Source organism: Saccharopolyspora sp. NPDC050389, assembly GCF_040655595.1.
GTDB lineage: Bacteria > Actinomycetota > Actinomycetes > Mycobacteriales > Pseudonocardiaceae > Saccharopolyspora.
This window is the reverse complement of record NZ_JBFAKG010000081.1, coordinates 1-23,358: the sequence shown is the minus strand read 5'-3', so window position 1 is coordinate 23,358 and position 23,358 is coordinate 1. Positions and strand designations below refer to the sequence as shown.

The 23,358-nt window shown below is 68.1% G+C and carries 20 protein-coding genes; 2 read left to right on the top strand and 18 right to left on the bottom strand.

All coding sequences use genetic code 11. The annotated features are described in order from the left end of the window. Positions 1 to 665: 665 nt before the first annotated feature. The 14 genes from AB0I53_RS37430 to AB0I53_RS37365 form a co-directional block, all read right to left on the bottom strand. Entirely contained in the window at positions 666 to 1,802 is a 1,137-nt protein-coding gene (locus tag AB0I53_RS37430) for a CaiB/BaiF CoA-transferase family protein (protein ID WP_358613684.1), read from the bottom strand. Next, positions 1,799 to 2,593: an enoyl-CoA hydratase/isomerase family protein gene (locus AB0I53_RS37425; protein WP_358613682.1), complete on the bottom strand. Its 795-nt coding sequence runs from the start codon at positions 2,591 to 2,593 to the stop codon at positions 1,799 to 1,801. Before AB0I53_RS37425 ends, AB0I53_RS37430 begins: the two co-directional genes overlap by 4 nt. A gap of 35 nt (positions 2,594 to 2,628) precedes the next feature. Continuing rightward, positions 2,629 to 3,918: an SLC13 family permease gene (locus tag AB0I53_RS37420; RefSeq protein ID WP_358613680.1), complete on the bottom strand. Its 1,290-nt coding sequence runs from the start codon at positions 3,916 to 3,918 to the stop codon at positions 2,629 to 2,631. Between the two features lies 1 nt (position 3,919). Continuing rightward, positions 3,920 to 5,194, bottom strand: coding sequence for an MFS transporter (locus tag AB0I53_RS37415; protein WP_358613723.1), 1,275 nt, complete (start codon positions 5,192 to 5,194; stop codon positions 3,920 to 3,922). A 161-nt stretch (positions 5,195 to 5,355) separates the two neighbouring features. Next, a complete protein-coding gene (locus AB0I53_RS37410; protein WP_358613678.1) occupies positions 5,356 to 7,422 on the bottom strand; it encodes a 3-hydroxyacyl-CoA dehydrogenase NAD-binding domain-containing protein in 2,067 nt (688 codons plus the stop codon). Beyond that, positions 7,419 to 9,722, bottom strand: a complete 2,304-nt coding sequence (locus AB0I53_RS37405) for an acyl-CoA dehydrogenase family protein (protein ID WP_358613676.1) — start codon at positions 9,720 to 9,722, stop codon at positions 7,419 to 7,421. The genes AB0I53_RS37410 and AB0I53_RS37405 overlap by 4 nt, the downstream gene beginning before the upstream one ends. Beyond that, positions 9,715 to 10,374: a 3-oxoacid CoA-transferase subunit B gene (locus tag AB0I53_RS37400; RefSeq protein WP_358613674.1), complete on the bottom strand. Its 660-nt coding sequence runs from the start codon at positions 10,372 to 10,374 to the stop codon at positions 9,715 to 9,717. Before AB0I53_RS37400 ends, AB0I53_RS37405 begins: the two co-directional genes overlap by 8 nt. After that, entirely contained in the window at positions 10,371 to 11,045 is a 675-nt protein-coding gene (locus AB0I53_RS37395) for a 3-oxoacid CoA-transferase subunit A (RefSeq protein WP_358613673.1), read from the bottom strand. The genes AB0I53_RS37400 and AB0I53_RS37395 overlap by 4 nt, the downstream gene beginning before the upstream one ends. Then, positions 11,042 to 12,211, bottom strand: a complete 1,170-nt coding sequence (locus AB0I53_RS37390) for a thiolase (RefSeq protein ID WP_358613671.1) — start codon at positions 12,209 to 12,211, stop codon at positions 11,042 to 11,044. The genes AB0I53_RS37395 and AB0I53_RS37390 overlap by 4 nt, the downstream gene beginning before the upstream one ends. Next, on the bottom strand, positions 12,211 to 12,666 hold the full coding sequence (locus tag AB0I53_RS37385; RefSeq protein WP_358613669.1) for a Zn-ribbon domain-containing OB-fold protein: 456 nt from the start codon (positions 12,664 to 12,666) through the stop codon (positions 12,211 to 12,213). Before AB0I53_RS37385 ends, AB0I53_RS37390 begins: the two co-directional genes overlap by 1 nt. A gap of 87 nt (positions 12,667 to 12,753) precedes the next feature. Then, positions 12,754 to 13,680 carry a LysR family transcriptional regulator gene (locus tag AB0I53_RS37380; protein WP_358613667.1) on the bottom strand — a complete coding sequence of 309 codons (927 nt, stop codon included), beginning with the start codon at positions 13,678 to 13,680 and terminating at the stop codon, positions 12,754 to 12,756. Between the two features lie 275 nt (positions 13,681 to 13,955). Beyond that, positions 13,956 to 14,738, bottom strand: a complete 783-nt coding sequence (locus AB0I53_RS37375; RefSeq protein WP_358613665.1) for an enoyl-CoA hydratase — start codon at positions 14,736 to 14,738, stop codon at positions 13,956 to 13,958. A gap of 356 nt (positions 14,739 to 15,094) precedes the next feature. Continuing rightward, the gene (locus AB0I53_RS37370) at positions 15,095 to 16,321 is read right to left on the bottom strand and encodes a CaiB/BaiF CoA-transferase family protein (protein WP_358613663.1); all 1,227 of its coding nucleotides are present in this window, start codon (positions 16,319 to 16,321) and stop codon (positions 15,095 to 15,097) included. 271 nt (positions 16,322 to 16,592) lie between these two features. Further along, complete coding sequence (locus tag AB0I53_RS37365; RefSeq protein WP_358613661.1) at positions 16,593 to 17,486, bottom strand: LysR substrate-binding domain-containing protein; 894 nt, start codon at positions 17,484 to 17,486, stop codon at positions 16,593 to 16,595. 332 nt (positions 17,487 to 17,818) lie between these two features. On the opposite strand from AB0I53_RS37365, the gene AB0I53_RS37360 reads away from it, so the two are divergent. Beyond that, entirely contained in the window at positions 17,819 to 18,082 is a 264-nt protein-coding gene (locus tag AB0I53_RS37360) for a hypothetical protein (protein WP_358613659.1), read from the top strand. A gap of 67 nt (positions 18,083 to 18,149) precedes the next feature. On the opposite strand, the gene AB0I53_RS37355 is transcribed toward AB0I53_RS37360, so the two are convergent. Together AB0I53_RS37355 and AB0I53_RS37350 are read right to left on the bottom strand one after the other, a co-directional pair. Beyond that, positions 18,150 to 19,343 (bottom strand): MFS transporter, encoded by a 1,194-nt coding sequence (locus AB0I53_RS37355; RefSeq protein ID WP_358613657.1) that lies wholly within the window; start codon positions 19,341 to 19,343, stop codon positions 18,150 to 18,152. 79 nt (positions 19,344 to 19,422) lie between these two features. Then, on the bottom strand, positions 19,423 to 20,580 hold the full coding sequence (locus tag AB0I53_RS37350; RefSeq protein ID WP_358613655.1) for a transposase: 1,158 nt from the start codon (positions 20,578 to 20,580) through the stop codon (positions 19,423 to 19,425). Positions 20,581 to 20,614: 34 nt separating this feature from the next. Between AB0I53_RS37350 and AB0I53_RS37345 the strand changes: the two genes are divergently transcribed. Then, positions 20,615 to 21,598: a LacI family DNA-binding transcriptional regulator gene (locus AB0I53_RS37345; RefSeq protein ID WP_358613653.1), complete on the top strand. Its 984-nt coding sequence runs from the start codon at positions 20,615 to 20,617 to the stop codon at positions 21,596 to 21,598. A 130-nt stretch (positions 21,599 to 21,728) separates the two neighbouring features. Here the strand turns inward: AB0I53_RS37345 and AB0I53_RS37340 are convergent, their stop codons facing one another. Further along, entirely contained in the window at positions 21,729 to 22,088 is a 360-nt protein-coding gene (locus AB0I53_RS37340) for an IclR family transcriptional regulator C-terminal domain-containing protein (protein ID WP_358613651.1), read from the bottom strand. 91 nt (positions 22,089 to 22,179) lie between these two features. Beyond that, positions 22,180 to 23,070, bottom strand: coding sequence for a CoA ester lyase (locus AB0I53_RS37335; RefSeq protein ID WP_358613649.1), 891 nt, complete (start codon positions 23,068 to 23,070; stop codon positions 22,180 to 22,182). Positions 23,071 to 23,358 lie beyond the last annotated feature (288 nt).

Genomic DNA, 23,358 nt, shown 5'->3' with positions numbered 1-23,358 from the left:
AGCTCACCTGGCATCGGCGCAGCTGCGAGGTTCGCTCGGGCTCGCCGTGCTGCTCGTCCATGCCGGTGGTGACGGTGACTACGTCCTCGGTCACCGCCGGTGATCGCCGCGTCGGCGATTCCCGCCACGATCTCGCCGTTTCCCGGGACGAGTTGACCTTCCTCGATAACGACTCGATCGCCGAGCCGCAGATCGGTACCGGCGACTTCCTCCTCACCCCCGTCTGGAAAGCAGCCGACGGGCAGTGTTGTCCTCCCAAGCAGCGCAGGCGTTTCGCGTTCTCCCGCCTCGAACCTGCCGGCGAGCCATCGACGTGGTGGCCCTCTCCATGGCCGGAATCGAACAGCTGGCGGCGGTCCTTGATGTCCACTGTGGTCGGTAGCCCGGTTCCTGTCCGGCGCCTCGGATGACGAGTTCCCTCGCGCGAGGGAACTCCAGGAGACGCTGCTGGAACTGGCAGCCCACCACGGCATTCCCGGCGCCGTGGTGGGCGTCTCGAGGACGGTCGCGTCGAGGCCGCCGGCATCACAGATCTGAACAGCGGCGTCGAAATGACGCCGGACGCGCTGTTCCTGACCGGCTCGATCACCAAGGTCCGGGCCACGACGCTGCTCATGTCCGACACGAACAACGAGGTAGCCCGTCGGGCTGCGGCCGCTCCAGCGCTACGGCGCCTTGGTCGCCGCGAACTCCTCGCGGAGCGCGGCACCATGCTGGTCGAGTGCGGGCACGGGCGCGGGTTCGAGTGACCAGGTCGAGTGCCGCGTCGGGGGCGCCGTCACAGAAACGGCGCCGGCAGGCGTGTCCACCCCAAGGCGGCTCAGCTGGGGGTGGATCGCGAGCTCAGGAACCCCGTTGATCCGGGCGCACGGAATGTCGGCTTGCGTGAGCCGGGCGATGGCCTCGTCAGCGGTGAGCGGCGCGAGGAAGCTTCCGACGATGCTGTCGATCTCGGCCCGACGGGCGACCCGCTCGATATTCGTGGCGTACCGCTCGTCGTCAGCCAGCTCTGGCCGGTCGAGCAGCCGCTCTGCGAACCGCCGCCACTGGCGGTCGTTCTGGACGCCGACCAGCACCATGCCCTCGCCGGCGGTGGGATACGCCCCGTACGGAGCGATGATCGGGTGAGAAAGGCCCACCCGCGGCCAGATCGTGTGCTGGTGCTCCCAATGCAGCAATGGGACCGCCATCCACTCTGCCATCGCCGCGAACATCGAGACGTCCACAACGCCCCCTGATCCCGTAGTCGCACGTCTGAGCAGCGCCTCCACGATCCCAGCGTGTGCGGAGAGCCCCGCCGCGATGTCGCACACGGACACCCCGACCCGCCCTGGTGCTTCGGGCGTCCCCGTGACCGAGGCCAGCCCGGACTCGGCCTGGATCAGCAGGTCGTAGGCCTTCGTCTGCGCATACGGCCCGATCCGGCCGTAGCCGGAGATGGTGCAGGCGACGAGCCGGGGATGCGCCTCGACAAGTGATTCCGCTTCGAGCCCGGCGCGGGCCGCCGCACCGGGACCGAGGTTCTGCACGAAAACATCGGCGCGGCTGATCATGGCTCGCAACAGGGCAGCGTCCTCTTCCCGGGTGAAGTCCAGGCAGATCGACTCCTTGCCGCGGTTGAGCCAGACGAAGTAGGCGCTCTCCCCTCGGACCGCACTGTCGTATCCCCGGGCGAAGTCTCCCGACGCGCGCTCGATCTTGATCACCCGAGCGCCGGCGTCGGCAAGCCGACACGTCGCCATCGGCGCGGCGACGGCCTGCTCCAGGCTGACGACGAGCATCCCTTCCAGAGGCTTGGTCATCCGGCGGTGTCCTCTCCCGTTCGACGAGCCGACGCGCGCTCGATTCCCAGCTTGGCCGCGTACGAAGCCAGCGCTTCCATCGTGTCGGCGGCGGCGAAGGTGCCGGCGAACTCACCGACGCTGACGTCGATGCCCACGTCGACGGTCGTGTTCTGCCACGTCTCGAAGAGTCGCTTCTGCGACGCCAGCACCGTCGTGGTGTGACGGGTGACCTTCGCCAGGAAGGCGTCGACCGCCTCCTCCAACTCACCAGGCTCAACGAGCCGATTGCAGAGGCCGAAGAGCTGCGGGGCGGAGGCCGGGTAAAGATCCCCGGTCAGGATCATCTCTTTCGCGTGGCCGAGACCGACGTACTGCTGCAGGAGGCCGGCGTCGATGACGGACGGGATGCCGAGCTTGATCTCCGGCAGGCCGAAGCTGGACCGCGTCGTCACCAGTCGCACGTCGCAGGCGACGGCCAGCTCCAAAGCCCCACCGATGCAGTACCCGTCGATGGCGCAGATGGTCGTTACGGGTGCCCGGCGAACGCTTGCCAGCATGTCACGCAGTGCGGAGATGAAGTCTCGCGCGCTGTCGGGAGTCGTAAGGGCAAGAAACTCGCTGACATCCACGCCGGCGCTGAATGCCCGCTCCCCGGCTCCCCGGAACACGATCGCGCGGACGCCCGAGGCTTCGGCGATCAGGGCAGGTAGGGCATCGATATCCTCCCGGCGCATCGCGTTGAGCTTTTCCGGGCGGTCGAAGGTGACGTGCAGGACACTGCCACGCTGCTGGACGTCGAGGATTCCCACGGACGTCTCCTTTCCTTCTGTGACGGGTTGATCGATCAGCTGGGGAGGACCGTGACAGCCCAGATGAGCAGGGGGCCGAACACGACCATCGCCCCGCCGTAGCCGAGGAGGGAACGGAAGATCGCCGTGCGTTCGCGTTCTGGGCTGGAGGCCATGACGATCGCGCCGTTGATGGACAGGGGGCTGACGTCGACGATCGTGGCCGAGACCCCGACCGCGGCCGCCGCGACGGTGGCACCGACACCCGAGCCCGCCAGGATGGGAATCAGGATCGGCACCACTGCGGCGATGACTCCGGTCGAGGACGCGAAGGCGGACACGACAGCGGCCATGTAGCAGATCAGCAGAATCGCGAGAGGTGGTGCGGCAGCCTGGTCGGCGAGCTCGCCGACCAGGTCCAGCGTGCCGAGATGCTTCAGCAGGCCGATGTAAGTGACGATCCCGCACACCAGCATGACGACCGACCACGGGACGTCGGACAGCGCTTTCTTCTGGTCGGCCGGGCGAAGCAGGCCAAGCAGAACGGCGAGCGAGACGGCGAGCAGCCCGATATCGGTCCGGAAGAACACACCTGCCATGACGAGCAGTGCGATCGCCAACAAGGTGAGGGCAGTCGTAGCGGAAAAACGCGGGCTGGGCTCGCTCGGGCCGCCGGCCTCGTTCTCCGCGTCGGCAGGGTCCCCACCACCGGCAGGTCGCGCCACAGCACCTTGCCCCACGGGAACTCGCAGCGACCTGCGCGCGGCATGGACACCGAACACGACGAGCGCGATGACGACGTTCGTGCAGGCTCCAATGGCGAACATGCCACCACGGTCGATCGGGAGCTGGTTCGAGGCCAAGAGCTCGCCGACGAGAATCCCGTAGACGCTGATCGGCGACAGGGCGCCCGCCGCCCACCCGTGCATCACCATCAGGCCCATCAGCAGGATCGGGATCCGGTTGCGCCGCGCGAAGTCGAGCGCGATCGGGGCGACCATCGGAACTGCGTACAGGGCCCCGATGGCCGAGAAGAGGCCGGCGAGCAGGAACATCATCCACGGGACGACGAGGACTCGGCCTCGCACGAATCGTGTGGTCGCAGAAACCAGCCAGCCGATCGTGCCGTTCGCACTGGCGACGTTGAACAGGAACGTCACGCCTACGAGCACCACGAACAGATTGCCCGGGAACTGAGCGAAGATCGTGTCCGCATCCGTTCCCGAGACCAGCAGGCCCACCACGAACGTCGCTGCCAGCGCGAGCGCCCCGAGGTTGAGCGGCAGGACGGTAGCGAGCACGAACGCGACGAGCAGCAGACCGACGCCTGCCAGATGGATCGCCATGTCACTCGACCTCGTCCGGTGTCGGCTCCGGTGCTGGGGTCCGGTTCAGGAGGGCCAGGGAGCAGACCAGCGACAGCACGACGTAGCCGATCGTCAGCGCCACCACCGAGTTGATCGAGCCCGTCGTGGTGAGCAGGTACTGGCAGAGGAACGGCGCGGTGCCCGCGAAGACCGTGGTCGACATCTGGTAGCAGACCGAGATGCCGGTGTAGCGGGTCCGGGCCGGAAAGGCGTTGGAGAGGATTCCGGCCAGGGTCGCGTAGAACATCGAGTGCGGGAACGTCGCCAGCACCATGCCCACGATGGCCAGTGCGGTAGACCCGGTGCCGATCAGGTAGAACATCAGCGGCATCAGGAAGATCTCCGGCACCAGGATCCAGACGATCGCCTTCCGGGTGTCGAACCTGGTGGCCAGCACTGCGCCGAACGGCTGCGCCAGCACCTGCACGATCAGCGCGATCATGATGACCACCAGGAAGGTGGACCGGGAGAAGCCGATGTCCTCGGTGGCCCAGGAAAGCGCGAAGGTCGTCTTGACGTATGAGGAAGCCATGCCGATCGCGCCGGCCAGGATGCCGAGCACAACGACCTTCGGCGTGGACCGGAGCACTTCGGCCAGGGGCAGCCGCACGACCGAACTGGACCGGCGGAGGCTCTCCATCTCCGGCGACTCCTCCAGCCGGGTGCGGATCACGATGCCGACGATGACCAGCACCGCGGAGAACAGGAACGGGATCCGCCAGCCCCACGCCGTGAACTGCGCCTCGGGAAGCTGGGTGATGACGATGAACGCCAGCGTGCCCAACAGGTTTCCGACTGGCGAGCCCTGTTGGGCGAACGCGCCGAAGAGGATGCTCTTCTTCTTGGGCGCGTGCTCGGTGGCGATCAGCACCGCGCCGCCCCATTCGCCGCCGATCGCGATGCCCTGCAGCATCCGCACGGTGACCAGCAGCAGCGGCGCGGCGACGCCGATCTGGCCGTAGGTCGGCAGCAGGCCGACCAGGGTGGTGGCGATCCCCATCATGGTCAGGGTGATCATCAGCATCTTCTTGCGGCCGAACCGGTCGCCGAAGTGGCCGAAGATGATGCCGCCCAGGGGGCGGGCGATGAATCCGACCCAGATGGTGGCGAAGGCGACCAGCGTGCCGATGGCCGGCGACACCGTCGGGAAGAACAGCGCGCCCAGCACGAGCGCGGATGCGGTGCTGTAGATGTAGAAGTCGAAGATCTCGATGGTGGTGCCGACGAACGCCGCGACTCCGGCCCGGCGGGCCATCCTGGATCGTGCGGCGGAGTCGATCGGAACCGCGGCGCCGAAGGCGTCTCCTGGCTTCCCGGTATCGAGCGAACGTGTGGCCATGCGGACTCCTTCGTCCAGCAGTGAAAAGGAGTGGTGGGTGTGGAAACCGGTTCGAGCCGGTTTCCACACTCACGACGTCAGAGACCGGTGCGGCCTTCGGCCACGGCCCGTTCCAGCAGCGGCGCGGGAGTCCAGAGCTCACCGTGTGCGGCGTGCAGCGCCTTGATCTTGGCCAGGGTGGTGTCCAAACCGATGGTTTGGGCGTGGTGCATCGGGCCGCCGCGCCGTGCCGGGAATCCGTAGCCGTGGACGTAGACGACATCGACGTCCGAGGCGCGCTGCGCGATTCCCTCGTCGACGATCCGTGCGCCCTCGTTGATCAGCGCCAGCACGCAGCGGTCCACGATCTCCTCGGTGGAGATCTCGCGGCGCTGAAGGCCGGCTTCCCTCGCGCACCGCTCGACGACTTCCTCGACTGCCGGGTCCGGGATCGGGGTGCGGTCGCCCGGTTCGTAGCGGTAGAAGCCGGCGTTCGTCTTCTGTCCGAACCGGCCCTGTTCGCAGATTCGGTCGGGCACGGCCGAATAGCGCAGGTGCTCGGGACGGGTCGGCGCGAGGCGCTTGCGGGCTGCCCAGTTGATGTCCAGCCCGGCGAGGTCGGCCATGGCCAAGGGCCCCATGGCCATTCCGAAGTCTTTCATGGCTTGGTCGATTTGCTGCGGCGAGGCGCCTTCTTCGAGCAGGAACCAGGCTTCGCGCCAGTAGCCGGTGAGCATCCGGTTGCCGACGAAACCCTCGCACACCTTGACCAGCACCGGGATCTTCCCGATGTCGGAGGCGATCCGCATGCTGGTGTCGATCACCTCGTCGGCCGTCCGGACTCCGCGGACCACTTCGAGCAGCCGCATCACGTTGGCCGGGCTGAAGAAGTGCAGCCCGATCACGTCCTGCGGCCTACTGGTCGCCGCGGCGATTTCGTCGATGTCCAGCCGGGAGGTGTTGGTCGCCAGGATCGCTCCTGGCTTGCACACCGCGTCCAGTTGCCGGAAAACCGCCTTCTTGACCGGCATGTCTTCGAACACCGCCTCGATCACCAGGTCGGCGTCGGCGATTTCGGACATTTCCAGCGTGGGTTTGATGAGCGCCAGCCGTTGGGTGATCTGCCCGTGGCTGAGCTTGCCTTTGCTCGCGGTGATCTCGTAGTTGCGGCGGATCAGCGCCAGCCCGCGATCCAGCGGCGCTTGCTCGCGTTCGAAGACGGTGACCGGGAATCCGGCGTTGGCGAACGCCATCGCGATTCCGCCGCCCATGGTGCCCGCACCGATCACGGCGACCGACTTGATCGGACGGTTGCCCGACCCGGGTGCCTTGGCTGCCTTGCGTTCGGCGAAGAACAGGTGCCGCAGGGCTTTCGACGTCGGCTCGCCGACCAGCCGCTCGAAGACCGCCCGCTCCTGGTCCAGGCCGTCGGTCAGGGACAGTGCGGTGGCGTGTTCGACGCAGTCGATGGCACCGCGCTGCGCGTCGGCGTTGCGGGCTCGCGGGGAGACGGCCGCGCGGGCTGCGGCGAAGTCGACGTCGGCGGCTGCCGGAGCGGATCGGCCGATCACCGGGTGACTCGGCGCGTCGAGCACCGTGCGGGCGAACTCGACGCCGCCATCCACCGGGTCGCCGTCGAAGGTCGCATCGGCCAGGCCGAGTGTCACCGCCTTGGCCCCGTCCACCGTGCGGGCGTGCTGGATCATGTCCAGCGCGGTGGCGACCCCGACGAGCCGGGGCAACCGCTGGGTGCCACCGCCACCGGGCACCAGGCCGAGGTTGACCTCGGGCAGCCCGAGGGTCGCGTCCGCGGTCACCACGCGGTAGTGGCAGCCCAGCGCCAGCTCCAGTCCGCCGCCCAGCGCGATGCCGTGGATCGCCGCGATGACCGGTTTGGCGGACTCTTCGATCTGGGCGATGACCTGCCGCGACATCGGCTCGGCGGTGGCCGAGGGCGTGTTGAACTGGCGGACGTCGGCGCCACCGGAGAACCCGCGGCCGCGACCGGCGAGCACCACGGCCCGCACGGCCGGATCGGCGACCGCCCGAGCGATCCCCTCGAAGACTCCTTTTCGGACGGTGTCGCCGAGGCCGTTGACCGGCGGGTTGTCGAGCAGGAGGACGGCGACGTCACCGCGCCGCTGGTAGGTGACAGTGGTGGTCATGAGTTCTCCGCAAATCGGGTCAGGTGGTGGCGGGCGCCGCCGAAGGTGCGCTCGATGGCGTAAAGGCGCTTGACGTAGTGGCCGAGCGCGAGCTCATCGGTCATGCCGATGGCTCCGTGCAGCTGGATGCTCTGCTGGCCCAGAAGGCGTCCGGCTTCGGCACAGCCGACCTTGGCTGCGGAGACCATCCGGGCTCGCACCGTCGGGTCGGCGTCGTCGACGTGGCGAGCCGCCAGCCAGGCCAGCGATCGGGCCTGTTCCACCGCCAGCAGCATGTCCACCCACCGGTGCCGGATGACCTGGAAATCCGCGAGCCTGGAGCCGAACTGGCGGCGGTCGCGGATGTGCTGGGTGGTGACGTCCAGGACGGCGGTCATGATCCCGACCGCTTCCGCGCACAGCGCGGCGGTCGCGGCGTCGAGCGCCTCGTCCAGCACCGGGAAAGCGTGATCGGGAGCACCGATCAGGGCCGTTTCCGGCAGGTGGAGGCCGGTGAACCGCAGGTCGGACCCGCGGCGGCCATCGATCGTCGGGTAGTCGCGGACGTCCAACCCGGTCTGGTCGCGGTCGACGAGGAACAGCGAGATGCCGGTCTCGGCCGCCACCTCGCCCGAGGTGCGGGCCGAGACGATGAAGTGGTCGGCCCGGCCGCCGTCGATCACGACGATCTTCTGCCCGGTCAGCGACCAACCGTCGCCGGTGCGCACCGCTCGGGTCTCGACGCTGCGCGGGTTGTGATCCGTCTGGGCCTCGCCGTGGGCGAGAGCGACGACGCGCTCGCCCGCAACCACCTCGGGCAGGATCTCGTCACGGGCGCGCTGCCCTGGTAGGCCGCCGGCGAGCAACCGTGCGCCCAGTACCGCCGTGCTCACGTACGGCTCGTCGACCAGACGGCTGCCGAGTTCCGCCAGGACTACGGCCGTCGTGCTCGCGTCCGCGCCAGAATTCTCGGTGGCGGTCAGGCCCAGCAGGCCCATTTCAGCGAAGGACTTCCAGTGCGCGGGTTCGAGCGTGGTTCGCGGCGGCGGTGGGTACTCGCGGTCCAGGTAGCTGCCGACAGCGTCGGCGAGCGCCCGTTGCTCGTCCTGCAGGTCCACGTGCTGCCAGCGGCCTTCGCGCTGGTCCAGCAGGGTCTTGGCGATGATGTTGCGCTGGATCTCGTTGGTTCCGCCGTAGATGGAGATCTTGCGCAGGTTCAGGTGGAAACCGGCCAGCGGTTCCGCCCAGGCGGGGCCGACTCCGGCGCCGTCCGGCGAGAAAGCGCCGTCCGGGAACGGGATGCCGTGCACCCCGGCCACCTCGACCTGGTGCTCGGTGATCCGCTGCGCCAGGTCCGCGCCGAGAAGCCGCAGTACCGACGCCTCCGTGCCCAGTCCGCCGTCGGCCAGCACCCGTTCGGTCAGGCGCAGGTTGGTCTCTTGCAAGGCGAGCGAGTCGATCTCCAGCCGGGCCAGTTTCGCGGCGAACACCGGGTCCGCGCTCAGCGGCGCCCCGTCGGTCACCCGCTGCGCGGCGATCCGTTGGAGGAACGCGAGTTCTCGCTTGGCCCGGCCGACCCGTGCGGCGCCGAAGCGTTCCTGCGCCAGCAGGTACTTCGCGCAGGTCCAGCCGCCGCCGAGCTCGCCGACGAGGTTTTCGACCGGCACCCGGACGTCGTCGAAGAAGACGTCGTTGATTTCCGTGTCACCGTCGATGGTGCGGATCGGCCGCACCGTGATGCCCGGCGCACTCATATCGACCAGCAGGAACGAGATGCCCTCCTGCGGTTTGCCGCCGCTGTCCGTGCGGGCCAGGCAGAACATCATGTCCGCGTACTGCGCGTAGGTGGTCCACGTCTTCTGCCCGTTGAGAACGAAATGATCGCCGTCGCGATCCGCGCGCAGCTTCAGCGACGCCAGGTCGGAGCCCGAACCCGGTTCCGAATAGCCCTGGCACCACCAGTCCTCGCCGGTCAGGATCCTTCGCAGGTAGCGTTCTCGCTGCTGCGGCGTGCCGTACTCGAGCAGCACCGGGCCGACCATGCGCAGTCCGAAAGGCGGTGTTTCGGGCGCCCCGGCGATGGCGGCCTCCTCGTCGAAGATCTGCCGCTGCGCCGGGGACCAGCCCGCCCCGCCGGATGCCACCGGCCAGTTCGGCGCGGCCCAACCGCGTGCCAGCAGGATTCGTTGCCAGCGGAGGAAGTCCTGCTTCTCCAGGCGCCGGTGCTCGATGACTTTGCGGCGCAGGTCCGCGGGCAGCTCGGCCGCCAGGAAGTCCCGCACCTCGGCCCGGAAGGCCACCAGTTCGGCGTTGTCAGGCATGCCTCTCCTCCAGTTCGAAGCTCAGCGGGGCACCGGTCCGGTCCTGCAGTTGCGCGCGGGTGAGCCCGGGAACCATTTCGCGCACCACGAAACCGTTGTTCGTCACGTCCACAGTGGCCAGATCGGTGTAGACCCGGTCGACCACGCCCGCGCCGGTCAGCGGAAGCGAGCACTGCGCCACCAGGCGTGGCTGTTCGCCCTTGGTGAGGTGTTCCATCACGACGTGCACCCGCTTGGCGCCGACCGCGAGATCCATCGCACCACCGACGGCGTCGGCCCGGCCGGTGTCTCCCAGCGACCAGTTCGCGAGGTCACCGGAGGCCGACACCTGGTACGCCCCGAGGACGCAGTAGTCGAGGTGTCCGCCGCGCATCATGGCGAACGAGTCGGCGTGGTGGAAGAACGAACCGCCCGGCAGCATCCCCACTGGTGCCTTCGCGGCGTTGGTGAGGTCCGGATCCGGCTCCTCGTCGTGCGCCAGGGCGCGCATGCCGAGGATGCCGTTCTCGCTGTGCACGACGACCTCGTCGGCTGGTGTCCAGTGCTCGAGGGCGAGTACCGGCAGGCCGATCCCGAGGTTCACGTACGAGCCCGAGGGGATGTCCCGCGCGACCGCCCGCGCCATCTCCGATCGACTCCGCTTCTCGATCATGCGGTCCTCCCATTCGCGGCGAAAACCCGCTGCACGAAGATGCCCGGGGTTACCACCGATTCCGGGTCCAGCCCGCCGAGCTCGCAGGACCGGTCGGCCTGCACGATCGCCGTGGCGGCGGCCATGCACATCAGCGGCCCGAAATTGCGGCCTGTCTTGCGGTAGGTGAGGTTTCCCCACCTGTCGGCGAGTTCGGCCTTCACCAGCGCGACATCGCCGTGCAGCGGCGCTTCGAAGACGTGGCCGCGGCCATCGATGACCCGGGTTTCCTTGCCGTCGGCCAACGCGGTTCCGTAGCCGGTCGGCGTGAAGAAACCGCCGAGACCCGCACCGGCGGCGCGCAGCCGCTCCGCGAGCGTGCCCTGCGGCACGCATTCGTACTCGATGCGGCCCGCCGCGAACGCCTCTGCGAAGACGTGCGATCCGGTGCCGCTGGGGTAGGACGCGATCAGCTTGCGGACTCGGCCGAGCTTGATCAGCCGGGCCAGCCCGTCCTCCCCGGTGCCGCTGTTGTTGCACACCACGGTGAGCTCGGCGGCGCCGTGCTCGGCCAGCGCCTCCAGCAGTTCGACCGGCTGACCGGCCACACCGAAACCGCTGACCAGGACGGTGGATCCGTCGCCGATGCCGGCCACCGCCTGCTCGATGGACTCGACGTACTTGTCGATCACGACCGCACCTCCGCCGGGTCCGATGTGGACAGGATCGCGGTCGCCTCGCTGGAGAAGACCCCACCGTTGCCGTGCACCAAAGCGGTCCGCACATCCGGTACTTGCCGCGCCCCTGCCGCCCCGCGCAGCTGCTCGACTGCCTCGATGACCAGAAAAATGCTGTACATCCCCGGGTGCGTGAAGGACAGGCCGCCGCCGTTGGTGTTCATCGGCAGGCTGCCGCCGGGCTCGATGCGGCCGTCCGAGACGAACGCGCCGCCCTCCCCCTTCGCGCAGAACCCCAGGTCTTCCAGGAACAGGATCGGCGTGATGGTGAACGCGTCGTAGAGCTCGACGATGTCGATGTCCGCCGGGGTCAGGCCCGCCTGAGCGAAGGCGGCGCGGCCGGAATCGACCGCCGGGGTCACGGTCAGTTCCGGCATGCTGGAGATCTGCCGGTGCCAGTGCGCATGACCGGTGCCGAGCACGTGCACCGGGGCCGGGTGCAGGTCTCGGGCCCGGTCGGCTCGGGTCACCACGAAAGCGCCCGCGCCGTCGGTGACCAGGCAGCAGTCTCGGACGGTCAGCGGCTCCGAGACCATCTTGGCGTTCATCACGTCGTCGACGGTGAGCGGATCGCGTTTGAACGCATCGGGATTCAGCTGCGCCCACTTGCTCGCCGCCACGGCGACCTTCGCGAGTTGTTCGCGCGTCGTGCCGTATTCGTGCATGTGCCGCGCGGCGGCGAGGGCATAGCTGGTCGGCGGGTTGAACGGCTGGTACGGGTGCTCGTACGGCTGCGGGTCCAGCGTCGCGCGCATCTGGTTGACCGCGGTGCTGCTCGGCGCGCTGCGCGGGGTGGCGCCGTAGCAGATCAGCAGGTTGTCGCATTCGCCCGCGGCGATCGCCAGCTGCGCGATCTTCAACGCCGCGATGAACGAGGAACCGCCGAACATCGTGCTGTCGGAGAAGCGCGGCCGGATGCCTAGGTACTCCGACATCCGCATGACCCACCAAGGAGAGGTCAGGCTGGCGGTGATGATGCCGTCGATCTGCTCCATCCGCAGCCCGCTGGCCGCCACCGCCGTCGACGCGGCCTGCGCGATGATGTCCTGCTCGCTGCGGGTACCCGCGTGCCCGAGCCCGGCCATTCCGGTGCCGAGCACGGCGATCGAGGAACTGGCCATCACTGCTCCTCCCTCGGTTCGAAGACCAGCAACGGACCGGCCGCGGCCGCCGTGTCGATCACTGCGAGGACCGGCATCCCGATCCGGACCGCGGCCGGCTCGATGCCCGTCACGTTGGTCATCAGGCGCGGACCTTCGTCGAGATCCACCAGCGCGACGTTGTAGGGCTCGCCGCTCCGGCGGTGCACCGCGGTGGTGGAGTGCACCGTGCCGCGGCCCGACGGCTCGACCCACCGCAGGTTCGCCGAGCCGCAGTGCGGGCAGAGGATGCGCGGGTAGAAATGGTGCCGGCCGCAGTCCTCGCAGCGCGGAATCACGAACTTTCCGGCTTCGATGCTCCGCTGGAAATAGTCATCTACGCCGACGACTGCCGCTTCATTGCGATTCGATTTCATGGCTTCCAATAATCTTCTGATCCCCGGGGTTTTCGCGACATCCGATTCACCGCCGCACACCACCGAACGAGATGAAATCCTATTCGCCACGACCCAGGAAATCGACTTGAAATATTCGAACCCAGGCTTCGTGGATATCGAAGACGCTCACGCGCCAGGCTTGGCCGCCGCCCTGGTGGCCGCCACCCGAGGATCGTTGAGCAGGAAGTCCACGAACGCCTGGGTGAAGCTGGGCAGCGCGGCGTCCACCGAGGTGACCAGGTGCAGCTCTCGGGCCGCCCACGGCTCCAGGATGCGCAGCACCGCCACCTGACCGCCTTCGGCCATCGGCTGGGCCACGCTCAGCGGCACCAGCGACACCCCGACACCTGCTTCCACCAGGTGCAGCACGGCGTTGAAGGAATCGACGTGCAACCGCGAGTTCAGCGTCCGCCGGTCCCGCTTCGCGAGTTCGGCCAGGAACAGGTAGTTGCTGCTGGTCCGGCTCATGCAGATGAAGTCGAACTCCAGCGCCGCGCCGAACCGGATCTCCCGCTGGCGGGCCAGCGGGTGGTCGATCGGCGTGACCACCACCAGCTCGTCCACCGCGTACCGCACCGACCGCACCCGGCTGTCGGCGACTTCCCCGGCAAGCACGCCGACGTCTATCTCACCGGCTGCCACGCCTTCCGCGATCGCGCCGCTCGGCCGCTCCTCCAGGTCCAGGTTGACGTCGGGATGAGCCAGCAGGAACCGGCTGACACTGGGCAGGATGAAGCCGTTGAGGGAACTGCTGTTGGCCCACAGCCGCACACTGCCCTTGAGCCCCTGCGAGAACCGGGACACGTCGCCGTGCATCCGGTCGACACCAGCCAGCAACTCGCGGACGTGCGTCAGCAGCGCCTCACCGGCCGGGGTCAACCGCATCCCGCGCGCCGTCCTGGTGAACAGCGCCGTGCCCATCGCGTGTTCGAGGTTCTTCAGCCGGTAGCTGGCCGAGGACGCCGTGATGAACACCGTCGAGGCACCGGTCGACAGGCTTTCCGCCTCCGCGATGGCGCGGAACAGCCGGAGATCGGTCAGTTCGTACCGCATGCCGCCGCCCAATCCGCCACCTCCACACCGGTCGCGCGCGCGGCCCCTCACCTGCGGTATCGACCCGGCGAAATTACCACGGCCGAAACCCCGGCCGAGGGTCCTACGAGACGGCCGTCACAACGTCGCGCAGCGGCCCGGCCGCGCGCCGTCGGTGACTACGTGGGTGGCTGTGACCATGCTGTCCACCCCGCTCCGCGAGGAGGGCAGCCGATATTTGATCTCGACCGAATTCTGCGCTCGATGCATTCCTCAACCCGCGCAGCCACCAGCCGTCACCGGGAGTGCTTCCGGTTGAGGAATTCGCTCATGAATCGCTGCGGTTCACCGGTGTCGAAGGCCGCCGCGAACTCCGGGATGCTCGCCGCGACCGCCTCGTCGACCGGTTGGTCCTCCCACGAGCGCAGCAACCGCTTCTGCTGGCGCAGCGCGGCCGGACCCAGCCCTGCGAGACGCTTGGCGTTGCGCGCCACCGCCACGTCCAATTCGGACGGATCGCAGACCTCGTGGACCAGGCCCCAGGCGAGCGCGGTGGCGGCGTCGATCTGGTCGCCCGTGAGGGTCAGCCAAGCGGCGCGGCCGTTGCCCACCAGCCGTGGCAGCAGCGCGGCGTGGATCACCGACGGGATGCCGACCGCGACTTCGGGCATGCCGAAATGCGCATCGCTGCCGCTGATTCGTAGATCGCAGGCGGCCGCCACTTCGAGGCCGCCGCCCAGGGTGTAGCCGGCGAGCCGGGCGATCACCGGCGCCGGGAAGTCGCGCACCGCATCGCACATGGCCTTGAGACCGGTGATGAATTCCGCGGCGGTGCGCCGGTTCAGCGTGACCATCTCGCCGATATCGGCGCCGCCGATGAACGCCCGGTCACCGGTGCCACGTAGCACCAGCACCCGGACGTCGTCGCGGGCGGCGAGCTCCTCGATCGCCGCCGTGACGTCCTTGATGACCGCGCTGTTCACGATGTTCAAAGCCTTCGCATTGGTGATCGTGACCGTCGCGATGCCGTCGCCGTCCAGCGTGGCCGTGGTGTGTTCGAAAGACGTGCTTTCCGCCAAAGCTACTCCAAAGGTCGGGGTTCACTGAGTCTTTTTCATCCTGGTCGATCCGCAGCCGCGACGCCGGCAGCCCCGCGGCACGGGGCTGCCGCAAGGCGGCGCAGCCGCCTTAGCCCACCCTCGCAACCGGCACCGCCGCGGGTTCTCAGATGCTTCCTGGCGAGGACGGCCCCTCCGCCGTGTATTGGACATACATCAGGAGGGGCACCCACAGTCCAGGGAGCATCTGAGGTTCCGCCACCCGCACCGCCACCCAAAACGAGGTTGGAAAAGGCTCACTGTCAGTTCTGCCGGTGACCGGCACGCCGCAGCGGGTCCGGCGGCGCTGGTGGGTTGCCCAAGCGCAAAGCCCGCCCTCAGCCGGAGTGGACGACGCCCTTGCGCACCAAAGCCGTGATCTCGTCGCCCGCGAGGCCGAGTCCACTGAGGATCTCCACCGAGTGCTCACCCTTCGCCGGCGGTGGCCGGTGTTCGGCCTTCCGGTCCCCGGCCAGCAGTGGGTTGCGCACCATCGGCACGACGCCCAGCGTGGGATGCTCGGCCTCGATCCGCATACCCCGGTGCACCACCTGGGCATCGCGGAAGACGTCGTCCAGCGTGTTGATCGCACCCCAGGGAACCCCGGCCTCGTCGAGCACGCGGGACCACTCCTGGCGGCTCCGCGACGCCATCGCGGCGGCCACGACCGGACGCAGCTCGGAGAGGTTTTCGATGCGGGCGGCATTCGTCGCGTACCGCTCGTTGGCCGCGAGCTCGTCCAGTCCGGCAGCGGCGCAGAACCGCTGGAACTGCGCGTCGTTGCCGATCGCGAGGATCAGGTGACCATCGGCGCAGGAGAACACGTCATACGGCGCGCAGTTGGGGTGGGCGTTTCCGATGCGCTGCGGAATCTTGTCCGACACCAGGTAGTTCGACGCCTGGTTCGCGTTCATCGCCACCGCGACGTCGAGCAGCGCGATGTCGATCGACTGCCCCACCCCGGTCGTCGCGCGCTGCACGAGAGCGGCCAGGATCGCGCTGGTCGCGTACATGCCGGACATCAGGTCGACCACCGCCACCCCGGTTCGGCACGGCCCGGCTCCCGGCGTGCCGTCGGCCGGTCCGGTGTAGCTCATCAACCCGCCCATGCCCTGGAAAACGTAGTCGTAGCCGGGCTTTCCGGCCATCGGACCGCTGACACCGAAGCCGGTGATGGCCAGGTGGATCAGCTTCGGGTTGTTCTCCCGCAGCGCGGCGTATCCGAGGCCGTAGCGGTCGAGGGTCCCGGGCTTGTAGTTCTCGACCACGACGTCGGCCTCGGCGGCCAACTCGCGGACGACCGCCGCACCATCCGGGTCGGCGAAGTTGATCGCGATCGACCGCTTACCCCGGTTGCAGCAGATGTAGTAGCCGGAGAACCCGTCCGCCGCCGTGGTGTCCGACAGGTACGGCGGCCCCCAACCCCGGGTGTCGTCGCCGCCGTCCGGATTTTCGATCTTGATCACTTCGGCGCCGAGATCGGCCAGGTTCTGGGTGCACCACGGGCCGGCCAGGATCCTGGACAGATCCAGCACCTTGATTCCCGCGAGAGATTCTCTCAACATGCCCGCTCCATCAATGCTCGCACGAACATGACCCTAGTTCGCCCATTCCGCGAGAACCATTGGAAAATATCGAACCCGCTATCCGCATTTTTCGAAGACACCGGAATCAATCGCGGAAACGATCCGAGACCGTCCCGACGGTGGAATCCGGATTCCCGGCGCGCTCAGCAGTCTTCGGCACTGCGGATTCCGCGAAGGCGGGCACTGTTGGCGATCCGAACACCGAGCTGACAGTCATCGTCGAAGAGTCCAGCAGCGGTCGCCTTACGACTCAATCATCAGGCGTCGGCAGCACACGCTCAGCAACGTCCAGCACAGCCTGCAGAACTGCGGAGTCGTCCCCGTGCCGCCACACGAGGGAAACCGGGAGGATCGGAGCCGACCCGCTGAGCGGCACGAACACGACGTGATCGAGACGGATGCTGCGTGCCGCTTCGACGACGAGCGCGATGCCGACGCCCGCGCCGACCATGGCCAGCAGGCTGAAGGAGTCCGGGGTTTCCTGCACGACGGCCGGCATGAAGCCCGCCTCAAGACAGGACCTGACGAACAGCTCGCGCACCTCGGAGCCACGCGCGGCCGGAAACGCGACGAACCGCTCGTCCGCAAGGTCTGCCAGGGAGACCTCCGATCGATCGGCAAGCGGGTGCACATCCGCGACGGCGACCATCAGCCGGTCCCGCCGCACCAGACGCGTGGCCAGTCCGCGAGGTTTCGACACCGTGGCGAACCCGAGATCGAGGGTTCCCTCGGCGATGCGACCTACGGTCTCGCCGGAGTACTGGGGCCCGTGCAGGGCCATTTCGATGCCCGGCAGCTCCGCAGCGACGGCGCGGGTCAGCAGCGGAAGGGTGACTGCGCTGCTCGCGCCGGCGAAACCCAGGGAGACCCTGCCGACTTCGCCTCGGCCGGCAGCCCAGGCCGCTCGCCGGGCCACGGACGCGGCGGCCAGGACATCACGGGCCGCTCCGAGGAAGGTCCTTCCAGCCGCAGTGAGCTGCACGGAACGCGTGCTTCGCTCGAACAGCGCCACGCCGAGATCCCGTTCGAGCAGCCGGATCTGCTGGCTGAGCGGCGGCTGCGACATGTGCAGGCGCGCAGCAGCACGACCAAAGTGGAGTTCCTCGGCGACGGCGACGAACCCGGCGAGATGTCTCAGCTCCATTGCCGCACCTCTGATCTTGATCCCAGCGTCGATTATCTCTGATTACATATTACTGACCTCGTCATTCGTCTAGAACACGACGTAATCGGGATGCCAACCTGATCCCGGCCACCGCCGGTCCGGTCCGCGCATGGAGACGAGCCGGACCTGCCGTCCAGGAGGAATCGACGGTGGCCGTCCGTCGAGCGCCTGTTGCCCGGCGCACTACTCAGGCCAAATGCGACCGCGTCATGAGTAGTTCACCCCGTACCCGGCGCGGGTGTCGGGCGTCACAGTGGATAGCGCGCCCGACACAGGTCGCCAGACATCCGCCGACGAATCGGGGTGTGACCATGTCCCAGCTCATCCAGCATTCTCACGATGCGTCACTGGCTTCCTGCCTCTTGGACGAACTCGATCGCCGCGTCAAACTCGCCGAGCTCTGCATGAACCACGCGCTCGAACAGCAGTGCTGGGACCTCGTACAGCGGTACCGCCGTGAAGTGCTCGTCGTCCGGGCGGAGATCCGTCGGCGCCTGAACTCCCTCGAGGACGTCCCCGGCCACGTCGGAACGCGCCTGGCCGAGTGGACCGACCGCGCGGTCGGCTCCTGGTGAAGTCCGCCAGGTCGGAGAGGGCACTCGACCCCTTCGCGGCACCTGCGCCGCGAAGGGGTCTTCGCACTCACGCTCCTGCCTTCTTCTCCGCTGCCTCCCTGGGCGCGAAGAGGCTGCGGCGGAAGGTTTCCGGGGCGGCGAACATCGAGGCTGCCGCGATGAGCGCCCCGGCGGCGACCAGCGCCGCCACGCTCCACGAAGCTCCGTCGGACCACAGGATCAGCGAAGTCGCCAGCAGCGGGGTGAAGCCACCCAGCAGCACGCTGCCCATCTGGTAGCCGATGGACACACCGCTGTACCGCACGCGCGGTTCGAACAGCTCGGCGTAGAACGCCGCGATGGGCGCGAAAACCGCTCCGTGCGGCACCGCGAGCGCAATGGCCAAGGCCAGCGCGATGAGCGCCGGGGACTTGCTGTCGACCAGCCAGAAGAACGGCCAGGCGTAGGCGGCCATGAACAGCGCACCTCCGATGAACACCGGTCGGCGGCCGATGCGATCCGACAGCGCACCCCACAGCGGCAGCGCGGCGATGTTCAACGCGGCCGCGAGCATCACCCCGGTCAGCCCGGCCTGGCGCGGCAGTTCGAGCTGCTGGGTGATGTAGGTGAGGATGAAAACGGTGAACACGTAGTAGTTCCCGCCTTCGGCGAAGCGGACCCCGATCGCGATCAGGATCTGCTTAGGGTGGGTGCGCAGCACCTCGACCAGCGGGCTGCGCGACGGTCCGCCGGATTCGGTGGCCGCCACGAACGACTCTGACTCGGTGATCCGGAACCGGATGTACAGGCCGACCAGCGCCAGCACGATGCTCACCAGGAACGGGATCCGCCATCCCCAGCTGATCAGCTGCGGTTCCGGCAGCAGTGAGACGAGGCTGAACACCCCGGTGCCCAGCAGCAGTCCGGCCGACACACCGGTTTGCGGCCACGCGCCGTAGCCGCCGCGCTTGCCGTCCGGTGCGTGTTCGACGGCCATCAGCACCGCCCCGCCCCATTCGCCGCCGACCGCGAAGCCCTGGACCAAGCGCAGCAGCACCAGCAGCGCGGGGGCGGCGATGCCGATCTGCTGGTAGGTGGGCAGCAGGCCGATGAGCGTGGTTGCGCCGCCCATCAGCGTCAGGGTCATCACCAGGGTCGCCTTGCGGCCGAGCCGGTCACCGTAGTGGCCGGCCACGAATCCGCCGAGCGGGCGGGCGATGAATCCCGCCGCGAAGGTCCCGAACGCGGCCAGCGTGCCCGCGGCCGGACTGATGTTGGTCAACTTGACCTGGCTCTGAAGGACCGGGCTTGGAGGTAGCGTCCAACTGGTTGTTGAGTGGGCTCCTCCGTCCAGCCAACCCCTATGGGGTGGCAGAGGCGCGTGACTCACGCCCCGCGTTCCACACAGCTTCGCCCTTGCGGGCGATGTTGTGGGAAGCGTTCCGGTCTGCGTGGGCAACGACCCAGCAGTTCCGGCAGGTGAACAGGACCTGGCTTACCCGGTTCTTCTTCTCGATGTGGCCGCACTCGCAACACTGTTGCGAGGTGTAGGCCGAATCGACGAAGACCACGGGCACACCAGCCCGCTTGGCCTTGTAGACGATGAAGGCTCCGAGCTGAGCGAAGGCCCAGGAGTGGAGTGTGGCCCGTTGGGGCTTGCGGAGCCGTACCCTCTGCCGGATCCCCTTGAGTTCTTCCAAGGAGATCCCGGACGAGGTGCGTTCAGCCTCGGTCACAATCGTCTTGGCGATGATGTGGTTCTGGTTGGCAGCGTGGCGTTTTTCGCGCCGGTTGCGTTTCTTGAGTAGACGTTTTGCGGACCTGGTGCCCTTGGCCTGGAGTTTGCGGCGAAGGTCGGCCTGACGCTTGCGATGCCGGTTCAGTCCGCGCCCGGAAGCACAGTAGCCCGTGGACGTGGTAGCGATGTTGACAATTCCCAGATCCACACCGATGAACCGATCGGGGTCGATCATGTCGGCTTCGGGAACATCGCACGTGGCGATCAGGTAGTACGTACCATCGCGCTCGATCAGATCCGACTCGCCTTGGCGGTGCTCCCGCAGCGTCTTCAGCGCACCTGCCGAGCAGGCAAACGGAATGTTCTTGACCCGGCCGCCCGTAGTCCACAGGCTCACCGTCTTCGCGTCATACTGCCAGGACAGGCAACGGTCGTCATAGGGCTGGGCCGCATCCGGGCGAAAACCGATCGGCTTGCCCTCAGCCCTGCGGCGGCGCTTCGATCCCGGCCCGCCGAGATGCCCGGCACGAATGTTTGCCTTCAGCGTGGTGTAGGCGTCGCGGACCTTCTTGATGGTGTGCTGGGCGGCCTGCGCTCCCAGGCCCCGTTCCTTCAGCTCGGCGTAGGTGTACTTGCGCAGCTCGAACTCGCGTGGGAGACCACGCTCGAACGCCACGGCCGATACCCAGTTCGCCGCCTCGTTGATCGCGCGCAGAGTGCACCCAAGCACGGGTGCCTGCATGGCATCCGGCATGAGTTTGACCTCCACAACGATCTTCACAAGCAAATTCATATCATTGATCTACGTCACCGCAATGAGAGCCCAACCCAGACGTGCGCAGGGTATTGAACCGTCCCGGGTCCTGCAGGGCAGCGACAAGGTCGCTCCGGAAACCCGGGAACGCGTCCTGACCGCGATGAAAGAAGCCGGCTACCGGCCCCACGCCGCGGCGCGGACCATGCGAACCCGGCGCACCTCGACCGTCGGCGTGGTGGTCGCCGACATCACCAACCCCTTCTACCCGCAGCTGCTGGAAGCGGTCGGCCAAGCGCTGGACGCGGCCGGCCAGCGGATGGTGCTGTGGAACGCACCCGACCCCGGCGGGACGAGCGCCCTGCGAGCGCTGGACGAAGGCACCGTCGACGGCCTGATCTTCACCACCGTCACCGAAGGATCCGAGCAGCTCGCCGACGCGCTCCGGCGGGGCGATCCGATCGTGCTGCTGCACCGCGGGCTGGATTCGTTGGACTGCGACCAGGTCACCACCGACAACCTCGCCGGCGGCCGAGCGGTCGCCGACTACCTGGTCGCCACCGGACACACCCGGATCGGCTTCCTGCGCGGGCCGGAGCTGCCGAGCACGTCCCGGCACCAGGAGCGCGGATTCCGCGACCGCCTGGCCGAACTCGGCCGGCCGCTGGCCGCGGAACTCACCGCACAGGGCGGATTCGCCCACGACGTCGCCAGGTCGGCGATGCGCGAACTGCTCTCCCAGGAGAACCCGCCCACCGCGGTCTTCTGCGCCAACGACCTGACCGCGCTCGGCGCGGTCGACGGCGCCGTGTCCCTGAACCGACGCGTCCCCGAGGACGTGTGGGTGATCGGATACGACGACATCGCGATGACGTCGTGGGATTCCTACGACATCACCACGGTCCGCCAGCCCATCGCGGAAATGGCCCGCACTGCCGTGCGCCTCCTGCTGGAACGCCTCGACGACCGCTCCCTGCCACCCCGCAAGCAGGAGTTCCCCAGCGAACTCGTCATCCGCGGCTCAACGGCGATGACGCCCTCCTGACCGGCTCAGCGGCCGCCATCCGCGGAGACAACCGTCGACGCGGCGGGGAATGCCGAGCGGGTTGTCCTCGCGCAGCATGGTGGGTGGGCTCGCCATCGCCACCCAGGACTGCACTCTCGTGCGAGGTGGATCAGCTTTCCGTCGCCCAGCGGCCGGTTGCGTTTTCCAGCAGAGTGGACAGTTCTCCCCGCCTCTTCAAGATTCCGTCCGGGTCGCCGGCGAGGACCACCGCGGCGACCACGTGTCCGGCTCGGTCTCGAACCGGGCAGCCCACCGCGCTGGTGTCGCCGAACGGGCTCCGCACGTTCACCACCCCGGCCTCGCGGATGGTGCCGATCTCCGCGAGGAAGCTCTGCACCTCGTTCTGATCAGGGTGTGCCACCAGCAGTTCGTTTGGCTCGTCCTCTTCCAGGAACGCCGGCATCGCCTTGCCCGCGGCCGTGGTCAGCAGTGGCCGCCGACGCGAGAATGTGCCGCGCGGCCCGCACATTCGCGATCACCGGCCACAGTGGAGAAAAGCCGGCGGGGCCCGCACCTCCCCGGTGCGGGCCCTGCCGGCTTCTAGCTGTCTCGGTCCTAGGTCACTTCACGCCGATGGCTTCCGCCAAGGCGATGATGCCCTCGGCCGTCTTCGCGTGTGCGAGGTCGATGTGCTGGCCCTCGAAGTCGACGGCCGCGCTGCCCTGCGCCTCCGCCGCGCGGTACGCCTCGAGCATCCGGCGGTGGAAGTCGACCGTCTCGGCGGACGGCGTGAAGACCTCGTTCGCCACGGCCACGTGCGACGGGTGGATGCAGACCAGGCCGCGGTAGCCGAGCTTGCGCGCGTCCTCGGCGAAGCGGCGGCAGCCGTCGAGGTCCTTGAGGTCCTGCCAGACACCGGAAACCGGGTGGTGCAGGCCCGCGGCGCGGGCCGCGAGGATGATGCGGCTGCGCAGGTAAAGCGTTTCCAGGCCCTCGGCGGTGAACTCGAAGCCGAGCTCGCGGCCGACGTCGGCGCTGGGGCCGGTGGCGCCCAGCAGGCTGGAAACTCGCGGGCTCGCCGCGGCGATCTCCTCGCAGTGCGCCATGGAAACCGCGGTCTCGAAGCTGACGATCAGCCCGATCGACCCGGCTTCGAGGCCCTCGCGCTCCTCGATGTGCGAGACCACGGCGTCGATCTGGACGATCTCCTGAGCGGTGAAGACCTTCGGCAGGAACAGGCCGGCGAGGCCGGGCACCAGGACTTCCTCGACGTCGGCGCCGAACAGGCCGCTGCCGAAGCTGTTCGGGCGGACCCAGACGTCGGCCCGCGTCTCCTGTTCGGCGAGACGCCCGATGGTCTCGCGCACGGTCTTGCGCGCCTCCGCCTTGTCCGCGGCGGGAACGGAGTCCTCCAGGTCGAGGATCACCGCGTCGCTGCCGGCCGCCACGGCCTTCTCCGCCCACGTCGGCTTGTGCCCGGGAACGAACAGCATTGATCGGTACGGCTTCAAGGGACACTCTCCTCGTTCGGGTCTCTGCGGCATCACCGATGCGCGGCCACTGCGGGTTCCGCGACCGCTTCCCACACTACCATCAACATATAATATTTTGTTCAGATGCAGAAGGACGCCACCTCCCGCGCCGCACCCGACCGGAAGGTCAGGCCCCGTCTCGAAGCAGCGTGTCGCCCTCGCCGCGTTTGATGGCGGAGAGGAGGAGTTGGGCGACGTCGACGACCTCGACGGATTCGGAGGCGACCTTTTCGCTTTGGCGGGCGGTGAGGCCGTCGGAGAGCATGA

Coding starts and splice junctions, on each gene's coding strand:
- AB0I53_RS37430 (WP_358613684.1), bottom strand. CDS start 1,802: ATGACCAAGCCTCTGGAAGGGATGCTCGTCGTCAGCCTGGAGCAGGCC.
- AB0I53_RS37420 (WP_358613680.1), bottom strand. CDS start 3,918: ATGGCGATCCATCTGGCAGGCGTCGGTCTGCTGCTCGTCGCGTTCGTG.
- AB0I53_RS37415 (WP_358613723.1), bottom strand. CDS start 5,194: ATGGCCCGCCGGGCCGGAGTCGCGGCGTTCGTCGGCACCACCATCGAG.
- AB0I53_RS37410 (WP_358613678.1), bottom strand. CDS start 7,422: ATGACCACCACTGTCACCTACCAGCGGCGCGGTGACGTCGCCGTCCTC.
- AB0I53_RS37405 (WP_358613676.1), bottom strand. CDS start 9,722: ATGCCTGACAACGCCGAACTGGTGGCCTTCCGGGCCGAGGTGCGGGAC.
- AB0I53_RS37400 (WP_358613674.1), bottom strand. CDS start 10,374: ATGATCGAGAAGCGGAGTCGATCGGAGATGGCGCGGGCGGTCGCGCGG.
- AB0I53_RS37390 (WP_358613671.1), bottom strand. CDS start 12,211: ATGGCCAGTTCCTCGATCGCCGTGCTCGGCACCGGAATGGCCGGGCTC.
- AB0I53_RS37380 (WP_358613667.1), bottom strand. CDS start 13,680: ATGCGGTACGAACTGACCGATCTCCGGCTGTTCCGCGCCATCGCGGAG.
- AB0I53_RS37370 (WP_358613663.1), bottom strand. CDS start 16,321: ATGTTGAGAGAATCTCTCGCGGGAATCAAGGTGCTGGATCTGTCCAGG.
- AB0I53_RS37365 (WP_358613661.1), bottom strand. CDS start 17,486: ATGGAGCTGAGACATCTCGCCGGGTTCGTCGCCGTCGCCGAGGAACTC.
- AB0I53_RS37360 (WP_358613659.1), top strand. CDS start 17,819: ATGTCCCAGCTCATCCAGCATTCTCACGATGCGTCACTGGCTTCCTGC.
- AB0I53_RS37345 (WP_358613653.1), top strand. CDS start 20,615: ATGAGAGCCCAACCCAGACGTGCGCAGGGTATTGAACCGTCCCGGGTC.
- AB0I53_RS37340 (WP_358613651.1), bottom strand. CDS start 22,088: ATGTGCGGGCCGCGCGGCACATTCTCGCGTCGGCGGCCACTGCTGACC.